We start from the raw sequence: 15,384 nt of genomic DNA, 5'->3' as shown, positions 1-15,384 counted from the left end.
GCACCAGTGTCGACCCCGGGACCCCCTGCAGAGGTCGCTCGTGGTCTCAGCCGCATTGGTGTCGAGCCTATGCAGCCAGTGGCCCGGGCATGTGGCCCATTTGAAGCGTGGCTGACCGGGCCAATGGTGGAATGGATCTGCACCGGACCTTGGGTCGGGTCGAGGGGTACGTCATCGTGTTCGAGTAGCGTAAGCGCCGGTCACGCTGAGGCAGCGGCTCCAGGCGTTAGCCGTTGTTACTGACCTGCGGCGGCCTCTCGTACTCCCAGCAATCGGACGGCTTGTGGTGTCGAGAACCTGGGCCAGCGGGTCAGAACGGTCCGCTGAGGCTGCCGAGCCGGTCGGTCAGGCGCAGGTTCTCGGTGTAGTCGACGGGGCAGGCGATCACGGAGACTCCTTCGTCGTCGAGGGCGCGGCGCAGCACGGGCAGCAGCTGGTCGGCGGACTCGAACCCGGTAGCGCCGGTCGGGCCGGGCCAGTTTGGCGGAGATGGCACCCGGCAGTGCGAGGCCCATGGTGGACAGACCGTTGGAGACCAGGCAGGTGTCCGGTTCCTGGGTGGGGTAGAGGCGGGACATCCACATCTTCCCGGCGCCGGTGTCGGCGAGCACGATGTCGTGACGGTCCAGGGCGGTCCGGACATCGCTCACCACACGCTGGGGCACCAGCGGGAACGCGTCGTTGTCACGCCCGTAATAAGCGGTGCACGTGCACGATGCGCTTGGCGCCGTCGGGGTTGATCTTGGCGGGATCGAATTCCTGAATCTCGTAGCCGACGCAGATCACCACGTCGGCGGTGTCGAAGCCGAAGGGAGAGGACTTCCGTGACTGATTGCCGCGATGGCGGTCCTCCGAACTGGTGACCAACGCGATCCGCCATGCGGCCGGTCTGCCTGCGCCGGGACCACTGCCTGATCTGCGAGGTCTCCGACGCCAGCAGCACCTCGTCCCGCCTGTGTCACGCGCGGACCACCGACGAGGGGGGACGGGGCCTGCTGATCGTTGCCCACATGGCCCGCCGCTGGGGCACGCGTTACACGAAGACCGGCAAGATCATCTGGACGGAGCAGGTCATTGCGGCTGACGCGATCGGCTAGCCCGGCGGGCGGATCCGCCATCGCCGCGCAACGTGGATCTGATGGCTCTGGCAGGCGGGGCAGCGGGGCGACTGCCTGCCGTCAAGGTGGTAGACGGGAGCGATCCTGTCATGCTCGTCCACGATCATGTCGATGTCGTACGTGCCGTCCCAGCCATGTCTGCAGTCGAGGCAGAGAAATGAGCAAGGGATGCAACGGGCGTGCTCCGCGTCCATGGCTGACCTTCTGAACATGGCACTGTGCTCAGCCGCAGTGGTGTGGGAACGGTGTCTCCCAGCCGACCTCGGCGCGGGACCGCCCACACTCGTCCAAGAGTGCCGCATCCGGGACCGGATGGTCGCTGGTGCTCCAGCCAGGACAACGCATCAGGGGCTCGGCCGGCAGGTGTCCGTGTTCTCCATTCTTTGCACTGCGCAAAGCTCGGGTCAAGGGATTACGTAAATTCCCCGAAAACGGCGCATGTGGCAGCGATGCCATGGACTGTGCGGCGTGGTCGACGGGGAGGGCTCGTCCGGGATCGATGTGTGCCTGTCGTAGGAGTCAGACGTACTGACCCGGCGCGCCGTACAGGAGATGGCCGGCCAGTGCCGCCATCCGGCTCGAGCGATCGGCCGGAGCACCGGTCGTCGTGCCCTGTCTCAGGAAGAACTGCAGGTGCAGCCCTACCTCACCGGCCAGGAGAGTGAGCAGGATGCCGGGCACGGAGCGCTCACGTCCGGGCCATGAGCATCGCCCTGGTCGAGTGTGTTGTCACCTGCCTGTGCGCTTGCGGGTCCGGGTGCGGAAGATGACGAGCCCTGCCGTGCTGAACGCAGCGGCCCACCCGAGTCCCAGCGCGAGGTGTCCCCACAGGGTCGTGTGGCCGAATGCCCCACCGACGGCGAACTGCATGGGGCCGAAGGACGGAAACCATTGCAGGACGGGCTTGTTGGCGAGCGGGTTGCCAAGTGGGTTCTGCAGGAAAGTGTCCATCAGCCCACCCATGATGATGAGGAAGAAGCCTTCCAGGTCTCGTTTGACCAGGACGCCGAGGAGCAGGCCGAAGGCTCCGTAGGTGAGGGCGATGATCGCGAATCCTGCGAGTACGGCGAACCAGCCGGGCCCCGCGGGCCGCCAGAAGAACAGGATGGCGAGTGCGGTGTAGAGGGCGATCGCGGTGGCGACCGCTGTGATGGCGAGGGTCTTGGCGCCGATGAGGGTGGACTGCCGGTAACCGGCGAATACGAGCCGCCGGTCGAAGGCGAGGGCCTTGCGCACGGCGTCGAAGACGACGAATCCAGTGATCATCGTGACGGAGTTGAGGCCCGCTGAGATCAGGGTGAGGTGGCCGCCGTCGATGCGCAGGACCTGTCCGGTCGCGTACAGCTTGAAGTCGAGTGCCTGGCCCGAGGCCATGGCGTTCATCACCAGGTACCAGACGGGCACGAAGATCAGGAGTAGAAGGGCCGCGAGCCGGTTGCGCGTCTGGTCGCGTACGGAGAAGCGCAGCGCTGTGGGGAACGGGCTGTAGACGGATCGGGTCGGTGATGTCTCAGGCGCCGACATGGTTGTTCTCCCGGGAGGATGCGCGCGGGGTGAGGCGGCCGTCGTTGAGGTCGGCAAGTATGTCGAACCGGTCCTGCTCGAAGACGAGGTGCGTGATGATCACGACGGCCTTGCCCCGGGCGCGCAGGTCCTCGACCAGGTCCCAGAACCGCAGGTAGGTCTCCCAGTCGAAGCCCTGGTACGGCTCGTCCAGGAGGAGGACGTCCGGGTCGTGCAGCAGGGCGAGGGTGAGGTTGAGTTTCTGCCGGGTGCCGCCGGACAGTTGTCCGGCGGTCGACCGTGCGTATCGCTCGTAGCCGAGGAGGCGGACGAGTTCTTGACCGCGGTCCAGATCGGGTAGGCGGTGAGCGGCGGCGAAGTAACGCAGGTGCTGCTCGACGGTGAGTGCCGTGTTCAGGACCGGTTCCTGGGGGCAGTAGCCGAGGGTGCCGGGCACCGTGATTTCGCCGCGGTCCAGGGGCAGAACGCCGGCCAGGATCTTCAGCAGGGTCGATTTGCCGGCGCCGTTCTCGCCGACGACGGCGACGAGTTGCCCGGGCCCTACCGTGAGTTCGGCTCCGTGCAGGACAGGGTGCTTGCCATAGGACTTGTGGACATCTGTGGCCCGAAGGACGGGCGCTGGAGCGGGTGTTGAGCCGGGCGCCATGCGCGGCCTCCCTATGGGGTGTCTCCTTGTGGTGGGGGTGGTGCCGCGTTCAGTCCGCCCGCGTAGATGCTGAGCATCTCCGGCGCCCACCGGGTCATACCCTCGGCCGACAGAGGGTCTATCTCGAGGACTTCGGCGAGACGGTCGCGCAACAGGAACAGCGCCAGGTCGTTGGCGAGGAGCAAGGCGGCACGCACAGCCGGATCACTTCCCGCAGCAGCCAGCCCAGCCGCGGCCAGTCCGTCCAGCGCGGTCCTGCTCAGGTCGTACAGACGCCGGAAGAGCAGCCGTCCGGCATCCGTCTCGGACAACAGCAGCCGACGCAGATACGCCGGCAGGGGAGAGTCGTCGGGAAGGTGCCGGGCGAACGCCTCGCTCAGCGAACTCGCGCCGGCGGCGGGGTCCAGCAGCTTGGCTCCATCCTCACCCGTGAGCTCACCGAGCATCGCCTCGAAGACGTCCAGCACGTACTGGTCGACTTCCTGACGCAGTCCCTCTTTCGACCCGAAATGGTGCACGACCAGACCCGGCGACACACCTGCGGCAGCGGCGATCTGCCGCACGGTGACCGTCTCCGGCCCGTGTGCAGCGAGCAGGCGCAGGGCCTCGTCCCGGATCACCGCTCGCGTGGTCCGATCGTCGGGGATTGAACGCATGTACAGCATGCTAAACAAGCGTTCAACCCTTGTCTATCGTTGCGGCCTGATGGCACGGAACTGCCTCATACCGAGCCGGTGGCGGGCGACGCGCGCATGGCTCAGCGGGGTGACCGGGCAGTGAGGCGGTCTCCTCGATGCCTCGCGCAGGCGATGCCTTCTCACTCCGCTATGAAGCACTGCCGTGACGGCCGCGGCGACGGTACTGAAAATGCGGCCCACGCGTCGGTGCCTGGCCTGGCTGTCCATGTCCTGCCAGCCAGGACCCGTCCAGCGGTCTTCCAGCTCTCATAGCTCGCCGACCACTGCGGTCAGGTCTCGTTTGGGTTCGTCCGGGACTTCCCGTGCGCGTGCGTCACCGACTGAGACGTCACACGCCACTCGGGCGGGTCGCGGTGGGCTGCGTGCTCATGTGCGTAAGGCTCTCGGAAAGCGGAAGCCCGGATGGCGTCCTCGATTGCATCGAGGAATTGCCGTCACGCGCGTCTGGCATGGACGGAAGCTCCCTGCTCGCCGTGATCGATCCCGCTTTGTCGAGTGCGTGCCTGGCGGGGACCTGTCGGCGGCCGGTGTCGCTCCATCGTGATGACGCTTCACTCCATGGCGCCGTGCAACCTCCGACGGCCGACTAGGCCCCCTATGCAAGTCTTGCATGATGCAAAAAGTGGCGCCAGTGTCTCGGCGTTGGGGCGCGTAAGGCGGCGATGCGGGTTTGCCGTGCCCGTCATGTCAGCGGGGAACCGGTGCCGGTGTCCCAGTCGAACGAAGGGTCTGACTTGTCCGGCCTGCCTGGACCCGACCTCGCCGCCGTCCGGCGACAACTCCCAGGAGCGCACAGGCTGCGCGTGGTTCGGGAATGCCGGGGGTGCGGTGCAGCATGATGTCGGCGCCTTCGTTCGGCGTGAGCAAGTGTGCCGTAACGGCGTGGGGTTGGTTGCCGACCCGGACGACCGTCTTCGGCTGAGCGTGCAGGTTGCGGTACCAGGCTGCCGTTGGCCGAAGCCGGAGGCGACGGTCCAACTGCAGCCCGTCGGCTCATGCTCGCCAGGACCACCCATCGGTCTGGCCGGTGGCGCGGCCCCGCGTGCTGCAGCAGCAGAAGGCGCCTGCCGGAGATCCATCCCAGTCCCGCGCGGAAGACGGCGATCGGCAGCCGTGCGCCGAAGCGCCGCCAGCTGAAGGCGGGTTGAGGCCGGTTGGGAGCGGTCTTTCGGCGGAGCATCTTCGCCTTCTTGCCGTTGGTCTCGCTCGGGCCGGCTTTCTCCGGGCTGGTCGGCGGGTGGCGTCGTACTGCGCTGATCGGTGCGGTGGCCCTGTTGGTGTGCGTGGGGCTCGGTCTGTACGACGGGCTGTTCGAGGAGCGCCGAGGGTTCACGGCGATGGCGTCGGTCGCCGGGGTCACCGCGGCGGGCATCGGGGCGGCCGTGATGCGCTTGCGTCGGGAGGCCGAGCTGGCCAGCGTCCGGTCGATCGCGGAGGTGGCTCAGCGGGTGCTCCTGCGGCCGGTGCCGCGGACAGCGGGCCCGCTCCAGGCGGCGGTGTCGTACACATCGGCCGTGGCGGAGGCGCGTATCGGAGGGGACCTGTGCGAGGTGGTGGCCTCGCCGCACGGGGTCCGCGCGATCGTGGGGGATGTGCAGGGCAAGGGGCTGGCCGCGGTGGAGACGGCCGCGTCGTGCTCGGCGCTTTCCGGGAGGCAGCCCACGACGAGCCGAACCTGGTCAGGCTGCGTGAGCGGCTGGAGCGGAGCGTGGGGCGTGAGCTGGAGGGAGCGAAGTTCGTGACCGCGGTCCTCGCCGAGTTCGGACCGGAGTACGAGGCGGTCTTCCTCAACTACGGGCATCCGGCCCCGTTGGTTGTCCGTGAAAGTGGCAGCGTCGATTTTCCACAGCCGCCGTCCTTCGCCCTGTCGCTGGGTCTGGGCGCGCATGGCAGTGAGGGGCCGCGGCCCTATCGGGTGGGCTTCGCGCCCGGTGATCAGTTGCTGTTGTACACGGACGGTGTCACCGAAGCCCGGGCCCCGGGCGGCTCCTTCTATCCGCTCGGTGACCGGGCGGGCCTGCTGAAGGAACCGGATGCGGATCGTGCCCTGGAGGCGCTGCCTGAGGACTTGGTCCGGCATGTCGCCGGGCCGCTCCATGAGGATGCTGCGATGCTTTTGCTCCGCTATCACGACCATGCGGGATGAATGTCTGTTCGTATGAAGTTCGAGCGGGCGGCTTCGGCACGGTAAAAAGGATGTATGGCGGAGCAGCAGGCCCCCAAGGGTGCCTTGGACGACGTAGATGCGGTCACCAGAGCGGTGCTGACCGCGTCGCGTCTGTTGGTGGCGGTCTCCGCCCGCTCGTTGGCGGCGGTGGAGGAGCGGGTGACCGTCGCCCAGTTCCGGATGCTGGTGGTGCTGTCCACCAGGGGGACGACCAAGCTGGTCGAGCTCGCCGAGCTGCTCCAGGTGGCACCTTCCACCGCCATGCGCATGGTCGACCGGCTCATCGTCGCCGGGCTCGCCGACCGGCAGGCCAATCCCGTCAACCGTCGCGAGACCCTGCTGCGGCTGACCGAAGAGGGCCGGCGCACCGTCGAGGAAGTCACCGCCCGGCGGCGCGCCGAGATCGCCGCCATCGTCGAACGACTTCGCCCGATGGAACGGCTGGCGCTCGTCGAGGCGCTCAACGCCTTCAACGAGGCGGGAGGCGAGCCTCCGGCACCCGGGGCGGACGATCCGGAGCCACACCCGCTCGGCTGGATCGTGGACGGAACGCTGGCGCACGACGCCTGACGGGGCACGGTCGGCCGTGAACTGCTTTCTGGGGCTCCCTGTCTCTGCCACCTTCACCTTTCGCATAATGCAAGCGAATTGGAGGAGCGTCGGCGGTCGCTGATAGACAGGGACAAGAATGCGGGGTGCGGCACGCTGTGCCCGAAGGCGTCGGTCCTCGTTTTTGCATAATGCAAAAAAAGATCTCGGGGGTGTGGACCGCAACACCTGGGGTGCGAGTTCAGGTGGTCGCGTGTACCGCGCGAAGTGCGCTCTGGTGACTGAGCCACCCGACCGGCTTGCCCCGCTCGGAATCCAGGACGGGTACCCCCGTTCCGGCGGCCGACAGCAGGGCGTGCAGGGCCTGGGCGAGGGGCTGCTCCGTCGTGACGGTCGTCGGCGGCGCGGCGAGTTGTTCGACCGTCCGCGGCGCGGCGTCCGGTTGTTCCGCGAGGGCCTCGGCCACTGCCTGTGCCGTGACGACGCCGACATACTCCCCTGTGTCGGCGACGACCGGGAGCGCGCCATGGCCGGAGAGGCTCAGGAGGTCAGCGGCGTCGGCGAGAGCTGTGGTCGCGGGCAGGGGGGAGGGCAGTGGCTCCATGACGGCGCCGACGTGCTGGGTGCCGATGGCCGCTCCGGGTGCGGGTCCTTCGAGGTCGATGCCGCGGCGGCGCAGCTTCAGGGTGTAGATGGTGTCCCGGGAGAGCAGGTGGCTGGTGGCGGTGGCCAGCACGATGGCCAGCATCAGGGGCAGGATGATCGAGTACTCGCCGGTCAGCTCGAAGAGGATGACCACGGCGGTGATCGGCGCCCGGGCCGCGCCGGCGAAGGTGGCGCCCATGCCGATCAGGGCGTACGCGCCCACCGCGCCGGCGATGCCGGGCAGCAGGTGGTGGACGCCGATGCCGTAGGCCGATCCGAGCATGGCGCCGATGAACAGGCTGGGCGCGAAGACGCCGCCCGAGCCGCCGATGCCGATGGTGAGGCTGGTCGCCAGCATCTTGCCGGCCAGCAGCAGGAGCAGGAAGCCGACCGCATAGCCGCCGTCGGTCGCCTTCTCCAGGACCGGGTAGCCGACGCCGTACATCTCCGGGAGCGCCAGCAGCACCAGGCCGAGCAGGACACCGCCGACCGCGGGGCGCAGCCATTCCGGGCCGTGCCAGAGCCAGTCGCAGGCGTCCTCGATCAGGTAGAGGAAGCGGGTGAAGCCCATGCCGACGAGGGCGGCGACGATGCCGAGCAGGGCGAAGAAACCGTACTGGGCGAGGTGGTCGACGTGGAAGGCGGGCAGGGTCAGGAAGGCGACGTCGCCGAAGGAGGCGCGGCCGATGATGCTCGCGGTGACGCTGGCCAGCACCGTCGCGCCGAACGCCTCCGCCGAGAAGGTGCCGAGGATCAGTTCCATGGCGAAGAAGACGCCGGCCAGGGGAGCGTTGAAGGTGGCCGCGATGCCGCCCGCCGCGCCACAGGCGACCAGCAGCTTCGTGCGGCCCTCGGCCGCCTTCGTCACGCGGCCGAGGGTGGAACCGAGCGCGGAGCCGATCTGCACGATCGGGCCCTCACGTCCGACCGAGCCGCCGGATCCGATGCACAGGGCGGAGGCGAGCGTCTTGACGACGGCCACCTTCGGGCTGATCTTCCCGCCGCGCTGGGCGACGGCCAGCATGACCTCGGGCACGCCGTGCCCGCGGGCCTCCTTGGCGAACCGGTTGACCAGCGGGCCGTACAGCAGACCGCCGATCACCGGGACGAGCAGCACGAAGTACGGGCCCAGCCACGGCATGTGCGGATTGCTCTGGCCAGGGGAGGCGGAGTAGTCGTCGTGCCCCGACAGCACGCGGGTGAAGGTCTTGATGCACCAGCGGAACACGACCGAGCCGACGCCCGCACCAGCACCGACCACCACGGCCAAGGCCATGACACCCCACGAGGCGTTCCGTAGCCCCGCGAGCCGTTGCGCGGGTTCGGCCCCGCTGGCTGCCGTGATGGGCCCTCGTGTGCTGTCCCTCGTTGCCGGTATGGCACCCATACATTTACCCCTTCCTACATTTGCATTATGCAAAACCAGTCAAGGGGGCGCTTCAACTGTCCACCCATCGGGACCGAAGGGCCGCAGGCGGTTACAGCCTCGCGACGGCGGGGGGCCGGGGAGCGGGTCAGGTCGGCGATCACTGCCAGCCCGCGCAGGCTCTTCCGAACAGGCTCGCTGGCCGTCTTGACGCGGTAAGCTTTGCATAGTGCAAAATGGATGGCGGTCGGTGGCTCGCTGACCGTGCCCAAGCATGAAGGCGGTGTGCGCCGATGAGGGTCGTCATCTGTGGGGCCGGTATCGCGGGGCTCGCCCTGGCCGGCCGCCTGCACAACGTGCTCGGCTGGGAGGTCGTGGTCCTGGAGAAGGCGCCACAGCCCCGCACCGAGGGCTACATGATCGACTTCTTCGGGCCCGGATACGACGCGGCGGAGGCCATGGGGATGCTGCCATGGCTGGAGGAGCTCAGCTACCCGGTCTCGGAGGCTGCTTTCCTGGACGGGGACGGGCGGTGCCGTGCCCGGCTCCCGTACGGCCGGTTCGCCCGTGCCGTGCGTGGCCGGCTGCTGAGCATTATGCGGCCCGACCTCGAACTCGTCCTGCGAGAACGCCTGTCGTTCGCCGTCCGCCTGCGCTTCGGCGTCGGCCCGGCCAGTGTGGACGCACGGCCGGATGGAATCCACGTCACCCTCACCGACGGCAGTGGCATCGACGCCGATCTCCTTGTCGGAGCCGACGGCCTCCACTCCACGCTGCGCACCCTGGTCTTCGGCGAGAAACACCAGTACGTGCGATACCTCGGCTACCACACGGCCGCATTCGCCTTCCACGACCCTCAGGTGCACGAGCAACTCGGTGACCGGTTCTGCCTGACCGACACCGTGGGCAGGCAGATGGGCCTGTACGCGCTGCGCGACGACGAGGTCGCCGCCTTCACCGTGCACCGGGCCGCCGATCCCTCCCGCCCCGGCGACGCGCGGGACGCCCTGCGCCGCGAGTACGGCTCGCTCGGCTGGCTCGTGCCCCGGGCCCTGGCCCAGTGTCCTCCGTCCGAACAGGTCTACTACGACCAGGTCGCGCAGATCGATCTGCCCAGCTGGAGCCACGGGCGGGTCGTGCTGGTCGGTGACGCCTGCCAGGCTGTGTCCCTGCTCGCGGGGCAGGGCGCCTCTCTGGCGATGGGCGGTGCGTATGTGCTGGCCGACCAGCTTTCCCGAGCTTCCCGGATCGAGGACGCTCTGCGCGCGTACGAGCGGCTGTGGCGGCCCGTCATCAAGAACAGGCAGCGCGTCGCCCGCAGAGCCGCGCGCTGGTTCGTCCCCGAATCATCGCGGCAGGTGCGCGCCCGCCGGGCTGCCTTGCTGCTCGCGGGACTTCCTGGCCTGTGGCGTCTCGTCGGTACCGCGCTTGCTGGTAGGCGACAACTCTCCTTGGGGTAGTCCGCGGTGGTTCCGGCCTGAGTGAGCGCGGCGCCAGTCGTGGACGTCGCGCGCCGCAGCGCAAGTTCCCACAGGCCATGAACAGTTCGTGCCGGGCTGGGGAGCCCGGCAATCCGGAGGGAATCGACATGCAGCCAAGTCCCCCGCTCGGCCCTGGCGCCGTCGCCGCTCACCTGCGCAGAGTCCTGGATACTGCCGACTGGCCGTCTCTGACCGAGGTTCTGCACCCCAGTGTGCGGTGGTCTCGACCCGATGGGGCCGGTACCGACTGCCGTGGCCACTCCGATGTCCTGAGCCGATGCGCTCGTCTCGACGGTCTCGGGGTGCGTGTGCGGATCGAGGAGTCCTTCACCTATCCGTCGGCCGTTGTGCTCGGCCTGCGTCTTCAAGGCGCGGTCTCCACGGCAGCCGGAGAGGCCACTGTGTATCAGGTCTGCGAGGTCAAGGCGGGACTGATCATGAGTATCACCGGCTACACCGATCGCTCAAAGGCGCTGCAGGCTGCCTACACCGGCATTCCGATCGAACTCTGAATACACGGCGTTCAGGAAGAAGCGACGCGTACCTCGAGGCGGACCAGTCCGGCCACTTCGAACCGGAGACTCACCAGCAGTGTGTGCTGCCCGATGCGGCCGGTCGACAACAGGATCCCCGCCGTGGACCGTACAGGGGCGTCGTCGTCACTGCGCAAGGTGATGGTGAGCGCGCCGTCATTGACGGTGCCGGTAGCCGCCTGGCTCGAACGGCGGTACCGGCCGTACCGTTCGCATGCTGGGGTCAGGCTGATGGCCGCCGTGGACACGGACGCTGCCAGGAACATCCGCGTCGTCTGCCCGGCGTCTCGCGCCAGTTCCTGAGTAGGTCCTGTGGATCACACGGGGTCTCTGGGAGCGGAGTCAGTCGCAGGACCACGGCCTCCTCGCACCGCTCAGCCCCGCCGGACAGAGATCAGCCGCGCCGCCACAGCCAGCACCAGCCCGGCCGCGATGAGGTAGAGGCCAAGACGTTCTTCGGGCACTGCCTGTGACCACACCGGCCAGGCCGATGGGGTGTAGCTGTCGGCCGCCAGGAAGTCCGCGTAAACCCTGGGAGGCGCGCTGGTCCGGTCGCGGATCCACAGCAGAGCGCCTATCGCTGCGGAGGTCGCGGATGCCGCATACAGGGCCGTTGCGGAGCGCGGGGACGGTCTGGTCAAGGAGTCTCCTGCTGTCGGGGCTTCCGGCGCTTCCAGCCGCTGTGGCCGTTCCGGAGCATGTCCCGGTCACGCACCAGCAGAATGTAGCCAGCCATGCTGAGTGCTGCAAAACAGAAGGCGGGGATGAGGCCGAGCGGCTGGCGGTCACCGGTCAAAGAGCCGACTGCGTGAACCAACTGCCCCACTCCGAAGGCCAGTCCGCCTCATCCCCTAGGGTGCTGGACAGCTTGTTCAGTGACTGACTCGTAGAGCTGTCGGAAGAGGAAGAGACAGCGGGCCGTCAGAAGGGCGCCAAAAAGCCGCATACAGGCTGTTCAACATCTGCGAGCAGGAGTGGGGTGGAGAGAGTTCCTGGTGAACGGCGGCGGGAACCCTCCGTTCGCCGTGTGTGCGAAACGGTGAATGTGATGTCCGAGTCCGGCGCGGTCCCGGCCCCACGTGTCGTGGTGGGAGTCAGCGGTTCGCCGGGGAGCCTCACCGCCCTGCGCCGGGCCGCCGAGGACGCCCGGCTGCGGGGAGCGGAGCTGTGGGCGATCCTGGCCTGGGAGCCGCCCGAGGGGGACCTTCCGGCACGCCGGTCCCCGTACACGTCCTTCATGCTCGACGAGTGGCAGCGCCGGGCGCGGGAGAAGCTGATCACCGCGCTCACGGAGGTGTTCGGTGCCGACGGGCTGGATCTTCCCCTGCAGGCTCTTGTCGCCCGGGGCGCTCCTGGACGTGCGCTCGTGCAGATCGCTGAGGGCGAGCAGGACGTCTTGGTCGTCGGTGCCGGGCAGCGCGGGCGGCTGCGCCGGGTGCTGCGGCCTTCGGTGAGCCGCTACTGCCTCGCCCACGCCACCTGCCCGGTCCTTGCGGTGCCGCCCTCGCCGCTGGAGGCCGGGCTCAGGGCCGTGCACCGCCGTAACGTCCTGGGGCTGAGACTGGATACGCGGCGAATGCTGAAGGAGTTCCAGACGGTTCCGCCCGGAGCCTGAGGCTCCGGGCGGCCCGGCCGCTTATGTGGTGACGGCGGATGTGCGCCCGGGTTCCTCCGGGCGGCGTTGGGGTGCCGTCGGCAGCGTGAGGACCATGGTGAGCCCGCCACCGGGGGTGTCCTCGGCGTTGAGGGTGCCGCCGATGGCCTCCGCGAAGCCACGGGCGACCGCGAGGCCGAGGCCGACGCCGGCGCCGCGCGGTGAGTCGCCGTAGCGCTGGAACGGTTCGAAGATGCGGGACTTGCCCTCGTCCGGGACGCCGGGCCCGCGGTCCACGACCCGGACCTCGACCCGGTCGGCGATCGCGCTGGCCGAGACCAGGACCCGCTCCCCCTGCGGGCTGTACTTGACCGCGTTCTCCACGACATTGGCGACCGAGCGTTCCAGCAGGCCGCGGTCCACGTCGACCATGGGCAGCGTCTCCGGGATGTCGAGGTCGACGCTGTCCTCGGGGACGCCGCCGAGCGCCATGGGGATCACCTCGTCCAGGTCGGTCTCGCGGATGATCGGCGTGACCGTGCCGGTCTGGAGGCGGGACGTGTCGAGCAGGTTGCCGACCAGCTGGTCCAGGCGGTCGGCACCCTCCTCGATGGCCGCCAGGAACTCCGCCTGATCGGCCTCGGACCATTCCACGTCGTCCGAACGCAGCGACGTGACGGCGGCCTTGATCCCGTCGAGCGGGGTGCGCAGGTCGTGGCTGACGGCGGCGAGCAGGGCGGTGCGGATGCGGTTGCCCTCGGCCAGGGCCTTTGCCTCGTCTGCCTTCTGCTGCAGGCGCTGACGATCAAGCACGACGCCGGCCCGGGCCGCGAAAGCGGCCAGCACCCGGCGGTCCTCGGCGGGCAGGACACGGCCGGAGAGGGCCAGAGTCAGGTGGTCACCGACCGGGACGTAGGGCTCGGGCCGGATCGAGTGTTCCCGCCCAGGTGTCGATGGCGAACAGCGTTCCCAGGCTCATTGCCGTGCAGCAGCAGCACGACCTCATGTCACCGATCCACCGCTCGTCGGCGACGGTCTCGTCTGCGGCCGCCGCAGCACCAGATGCAGCCGACCACATGCCTGGGATGCGTCCTCGCATGCCACGACAGGGAAATGGTCAGCAGACAGAGCCCGGAAATAGAAGCTCACCCGTGGCTTTAACGCATCCTTGACGGCCCCCTGATGGTGTTCTGTCGACTTCCTGACGTACTGTTGTCGGCGGTGTGCCGGGAAGTCTGGTCGGCGAAGTCTCTTTCATTCCTACGAGAGGTTTTCGCGTGCCTGCCACCAGTCAGGCCGCCGTCACACCGGCGGCTCCTGTTGCCCTGCGCGGACGTACCCCGCGCCGATCCATCCTCTTCTTCGCGTTCGCCTTCGCGGTCATCGCCGACCCGGTGTCCTCTGTCGCCTACGCGATCGAGGCGGCGCTGCGCGCCCTGCACGGGGACCTGGCCCTGCTGCTGCCTACGATGAGTCTGGTGATCGGGCTGGTCGTCGTGGTCACCGCCAACTACTGGCAGCTGGTGCGCCGCTTCCCCAAGGGCGGCGGTGCCGCCGCGGCCGCCGCTCGGGCGTTCGGGCCGCGTTGGACGTTTCTGCCCATCGGGGCGCTGGTGGTCGACTTCGTACTGACCATCGGCATCTCGATCGCGGCTGCGGCCAGCGCGGTGATAGCCCTGTTCCCGGGGCTCGCCCCCGTCCGTATCCCGCTCGCCCTGGTGTTGCTGGTCGTGGTGGCCGGGCTGACCTGGTTCGGGCATGGCGGCAGGCTGCTGTTCGCGTTCATGACTGTGGCGTTCGTCGTGGTCTCCGTGGCCGTGCTGATCCTCGGATTCGCCGCACCCCACACCACCGGGCACGCAGCTACCACGCACAACCCCGGCCACTCGGCAACGCTCGCGGTGGTGCTGGCGTTCCCGGTGGCGATGGCCCTGGCCACCGGCATCGAAGCCCCCTCGACCGCGATCGCCCAGCTCGGCCAGCTCGACGACACCCACCGCCGCCGCTTCGGCCGCGGCACCCTCGCACTGTTGGTGGTGATCGTCGGCGGCCTCACCCTGGCCCTGACCGCGCTCGCGGTGCAGCTGCACATCGGCATCCCCGGCGCCGACTCCACCCAGATCGCCGACATCGCCCACGCCGCCGCAGGACCGGGCTGGCTGTACGACGCCTTCCAGTTGACCAGCTCACTGTTGTTGCTCGCCGCCGCCAGCTCCTCCTTCCAGGCCGGCCCCGGCCTGCTCAAGGCCCTGTCCGGCACCCCCGAGCAGCCCGGCGTGCTCCCGCCGGTGCTCGGCCGGACCAACCGCCACCACACCCCGTACTGGTCGGTGGTGGTCTACCTGGCCGCGGCCGCGATGATCATCGTCGCGGCGGCCGGCCAGGAGCAGGAACTGGTCCTGTTCTACGCGGTCGCGGTCTTCGTCAGCTTCCTGGTGGGCCTGCTGGCCATGACCCGCTTCGCCCGAACCGAGGGCAAGCCCGCACTGGCCTGGCTGAACGGGATCGCCGCGGCGGCTGTGGCGTTCACCCTGGTGGTGAACCTGCTGCGCGGCTGGCCGGTGCTGTCGTTGGTGGCCACGCTCCTCATCGCCACAGGCTTGTACGTCCGCTGGAACCGGGCCGGCCGGCCCACCGGCATTGAGGACGTCGAGGCCCAGGCAGAAGCTGGCTGAACCCAGGAGCTATGACAGCCCGAGTAGTGACGGTCAAGCGGTCCTGCCACCCCGTCGGGTGTCGGCGCGCCCCCACTCCAGCGCCCACTGCCTCAACCGGCGCCGGTCCAGCAGGGCACGTACGGCTCGCACAGAGACCCAAGCCACGCCTCCGGTAGCCGCGGCCGCGCCCACGCCGGCGACGGAGGACCTCACGAGCCCATCGGACTCCGCCGGGGGCTGAGAGACCAGTTCGCCCTGCGCATTCGTCCCTACCGGCACATGTGTCCCCGCACGGGTGCGTGCAGCCACTGTGGTCCGGCCTGTGCGCGTGCCGCCATCGGGCGTCGTCCACCGGACCGTCGCGCTGGCCTTGCTCACGTCAGCGTGGCTGGGCACCGCGTCCCTG

General features: G+C 68.8%; 16 protein-coding genes and 4 pseudogenes. 7 read left to right on the top strand and 13 right to left on the bottom strand.

The window, feature by feature from the left end; translation table 11 throughout:
• Positions 1-310: 310 nt before the first annotated feature.
• The 3 genes and pseudogenes from ACZ7GZ_RS07425 to ACZ7GZ_RS07415 form a co-directional block, all read right to left on the bottom strand.
• A complete protein-coding gene (locus ACZ7GZ_RS07425; protein ID WP_471021759.1) occupies positions 311-496 on the bottom strand; it encodes a hypothetical protein in 186 nt (61 codons plus the stop codon).
• Positions 497-518: 22 nt separating this feature from the next.
• Positions 519-578 (bottom strand): annotated as a pseudogene (locus ACZ7GZ_RS07420) (hypothetical protein); the annotation flags it as partial.
• A gap of 106 nt (positions 579-684) precedes the next feature.
• Complete coding sequence (locus ACZ7GZ_RS07415) at positions 685-867, bottom strand: hypothetical protein (protein WP_471021756.1); 183 nt, start codon at positions 865-867, stop codon at positions 685-687.
• Between ACZ7GZ_RS07415 and ACZ7GZ_RS07410 the strand changes: the two are divergent.
• Positions 851-1,097: pseudogene (locus ACZ7GZ_RS07410) on the top strand (ATP-binding protein); the annotation flags it as partial. The gene ACZ7GZ_RS07415 and the pseudogene ACZ7GZ_RS07410 sit on opposite strands and share 17 nt — an antisense overlap.
• A gap of 540 nt (positions 1,098-1,637) precedes the next feature.
• Here the strand turns inward: ACZ7GZ_RS07410 and ACZ7GZ_RS07405 are convergent.
• The 5 genes from ACZ7GZ_RS07405 to ACZ7GZ_RS07385 all read right to left on the bottom strand — a co-directional run bounded on the left by ACZ7GZ_RS07405 (position 1,638) and on the right by ACZ7GZ_RS07385 (position 4,964).
• Positions 1,638-1,799: a hypothetical protein gene (locus ACZ7GZ_RS07405; RefSeq protein ID WP_471021718.1), complete on the bottom strand. Its 162-nt coding sequence runs from the start codon at positions 1,797-1,799 to the stop codon at positions 1,638-1,640.
• A 48-nt stretch (positions 1,800-1,847) separates the two neighbouring features.
• The gene (locus ACZ7GZ_RS07400) at positions 1,848-2,642 is read right to left on the bottom strand and encodes a hypothetical protein (protein ID WP_471021716.1); all 795 of its coding nucleotides are present in this window, start codon (positions 2,640-2,642) and stop codon (positions 1,848-1,850) included.
• Positions 2,629-3,288 (bottom strand): ABC transporter ATP-binding protein, encoded by a 660-nt coding sequence (locus ACZ7GZ_RS07395; protein WP_471021714.1) that lies wholly within the window; start codon positions 3,286-3,288, stop codon positions 2,629-2,631. Before ACZ7GZ_RS07395 ends, ACZ7GZ_RS07400 begins: the two co-directional genes overlap by 14 nt.
• 11 nt (positions 3,289-3,299) lie before the next feature.
• Entirely contained in the window at positions 3,300-3,944 is a 645-nt protein-coding gene (locus ACZ7GZ_RS07390; RefSeq protein ID WP_471021713.1) for a TetR/AcrR family transcriptional regulator, read from the bottom strand.
• A 729-nt stretch (positions 3,945-4,673) separates the two neighbouring features.
• Positions 4,674-4,964, bottom strand: coding sequence for a nitroreductase/quinone reductase family protein (locus tag ACZ7GZ_RS07385; RefSeq protein ID WP_471021711.1), 291 nt, complete (start codon positions 4,962-4,964; stop codon positions 4,674-4,676).
• Positions 4,965-5,140: 176 nt separating this feature from the next.
• Here ACZ7GZ_RS07385 and ACZ7GZ_RS07380 point away from each other — a divergent pair.
• Both ACZ7GZ_RS07380 and ACZ7GZ_RS07375 read left to right on the top strand, forming a co-directional pair.
• Positions 5,141-6,132: pseudogene (locus ACZ7GZ_RS07380) on the top strand (PP2C family protein-serine/threonine phosphatase).
• 54 nt (positions 6,133-6,186) lie between these two features.
• On the top strand, positions 6,187-6,723 hold the full coding sequence (locus ACZ7GZ_RS07375) for a MarR family winged helix-turn-helix transcriptional regulator (protein ID WP_471021710.1): 537 nt from the start codon (positions 6,187-6,189) through the stop codon (positions 6,721-6,723).
• Positions 6,724-6,943: 220 nt separating this feature from the next.
• On the opposite strand, the gene ACZ7GZ_RS07370 is transcribed toward ACZ7GZ_RS07375, so the two are convergent.
• Positions 6,944-8,623 carry a chloride channel protein gene (locus ACZ7GZ_RS07370; protein ID WP_471021708.1) on the bottom strand — a complete coding sequence of 560 codons (1,680 nt, stop codon included), beginning with the start codon at positions 8,621-8,623 and terminating at the stop codon, positions 6,944-6,946.
• A gap of 383 nt (positions 8,624-9,006) precedes the next feature.
• Between ACZ7GZ_RS07370 and ACZ7GZ_RS07365 the strand changes: the two genes are divergently transcribed.
• Together ACZ7GZ_RS07365 and ACZ7GZ_RS07360 are read left to right on the top strand one after the other, a co-directional pair.
• On the top strand, positions 9,007-10,173 hold the full coding sequence (locus tag ACZ7GZ_RS07365; RefSeq protein ID WP_471021706.1) for an FAD-dependent monooxygenase: 1,167 nt from the start codon (positions 9,007-9,009) through the stop codon (positions 10,171-10,173).
• Positions 10,174-10,496: 323 nt separating this feature from the next.
• A complete protein-coding gene (locus ACZ7GZ_RS07360) occupies positions 10,497-10,706 on the top strand; it encodes a hypothetical protein (RefSeq protein ID WP_471021705.1) in 210 nt (69 codons plus the stop codon).
• Positions 10,707-10,717: 11 nt separating this feature from the next.
• On the opposite strand, the gene ACZ7GZ_RS07355 is transcribed toward ACZ7GZ_RS07360, so the two are convergent.
• A complete protein-coding gene (locus tag ACZ7GZ_RS07355) occupies positions 10,718-10,975 on the bottom strand; it encodes a hypothetical protein (protein ID WP_471021704.1) in 258 nt (85 codons plus the stop codon).
• 126 nt (positions 10,976-11,101) lie between these two features.
• Positions 11,102-11,368 carry a hypothetical protein gene (locus tag ACZ7GZ_RS07350; RefSeq protein WP_471021701.1) on the bottom strand — a complete coding sequence of 89 codons (267 nt, stop codon included), beginning with the start codon at positions 11,366-11,368 and terminating at the stop codon, positions 11,102-11,104.
• Between the two features lie 407 nt (positions 11,369-11,775).
• On the opposite strand from ACZ7GZ_RS07350, the gene ACZ7GZ_RS07345 reads away from it, so the two are divergent.
• The gene (locus tag ACZ7GZ_RS07345) at positions 11,776-12,342 is read left to right on the top strand and encodes a universal stress protein (protein WP_471021699.1); all 567 of its coding nucleotides are present in this window, start codon (positions 11,776-11,778) and stop codon (positions 12,340-12,342) included.
• Positions 12,343-12,363: 21 nt separating this feature from the next.
• On the opposite strand, the pseudogene ACZ7GZ_RS07340 reads toward ACZ7GZ_RS07345, so the two are convergent.
• Positions 12,364-13,233, bottom strand: a pseudogene (locus tag ACZ7GZ_RS07340) (sensor histidine kinase); the annotation flags it as partial.
• Positions 13,234-13,598: 365 nt separating this feature from the next.
• Here ACZ7GZ_RS07340 and ACZ7GZ_RS07335 point away from each other — a divergent pair.
• Positions 13,599-14,996: an APC family permease gene (locus ACZ7GZ_RS07335; RefSeq protein WP_471021697.1), complete on the top strand. Its 1,398-nt coding sequence runs from the start codon at positions 13,599-13,601 to the stop codon at positions 14,994-14,996.
• 33 nt (positions 14,997-15,029) lie between these two features.
• Here the strand turns inward: ACZ7GZ_RS07335 and ACZ7GZ_RS07330 are convergent, their stop codons facing one another.
• A complete protein-coding gene (locus tag ACZ7GZ_RS07330; protein WP_471021695.1) occupies positions 15,030-15,356 on the bottom strand; it encodes an Rv1733c family protein in 327 nt (108 codons plus the stop codon).
• Positions 15,357-15,384: the final 28 nt, after the last annotated feature.

The organism is Streptomyces sp. NPDC037288, from assembly GCF_055603265.1.
The sequence above is the reverse complement of the archived record's forward strand: the minus strand, read 5'-3'. Positions and strand labels throughout refer to the sequence as shown.

Coding starts and splice junctions, on each gene's coding strand:
- ACZ7GZ_RS07400 (WP_471021716.1), bottom strand. CDS start 2,642: ATGTCGGCGCCTGAGACATCACCGACCCGATCCGTCTACAGCCCGTTC.
- ACZ7GZ_RS07395 (WP_471021714.1), bottom strand. CDS start 3,288: ATGGCGCCCGGCTCAACACCCGCTCCAGCGCCCGTCCTTCGGGCCACA.
- ACZ7GZ_RS07390 (WP_471021713.1), bottom strand. CDS start 3,944: ATGCGTTCAATCCCCGACGATCGGACCACGCGAGCGGTGATCCGGGAC.
- ACZ7GZ_RS07375 (WP_471021710.1), top strand. CDS start 6,187: ATGGCGGAGCAGCAGGCCCCCAAGGGTGCCTTGGACGACGTAGATGCG.
- ACZ7GZ_RS07370 (WP_471021708.1), bottom strand. CDS start 8,623: ATGGCCTTGGCCGTGGTGGTCGGTGCTGGTGCGGGCGTCGGCTCGGTC.
- ACZ7GZ_RS07365 (WP_471021706.1), top strand. CDS start 9,007: ATGAGGGTCGTCATCTGTGGGGCCGGTATCGCGGGGCTCGCCCTGGCC.
- ACZ7GZ_RS07345 (WP_471021699.1), top strand. CDS start 11,776: ATGTCCGAGTCCGGCGCGGTCCCGGCCCCACGTGTCGTGGTGGGAGTC.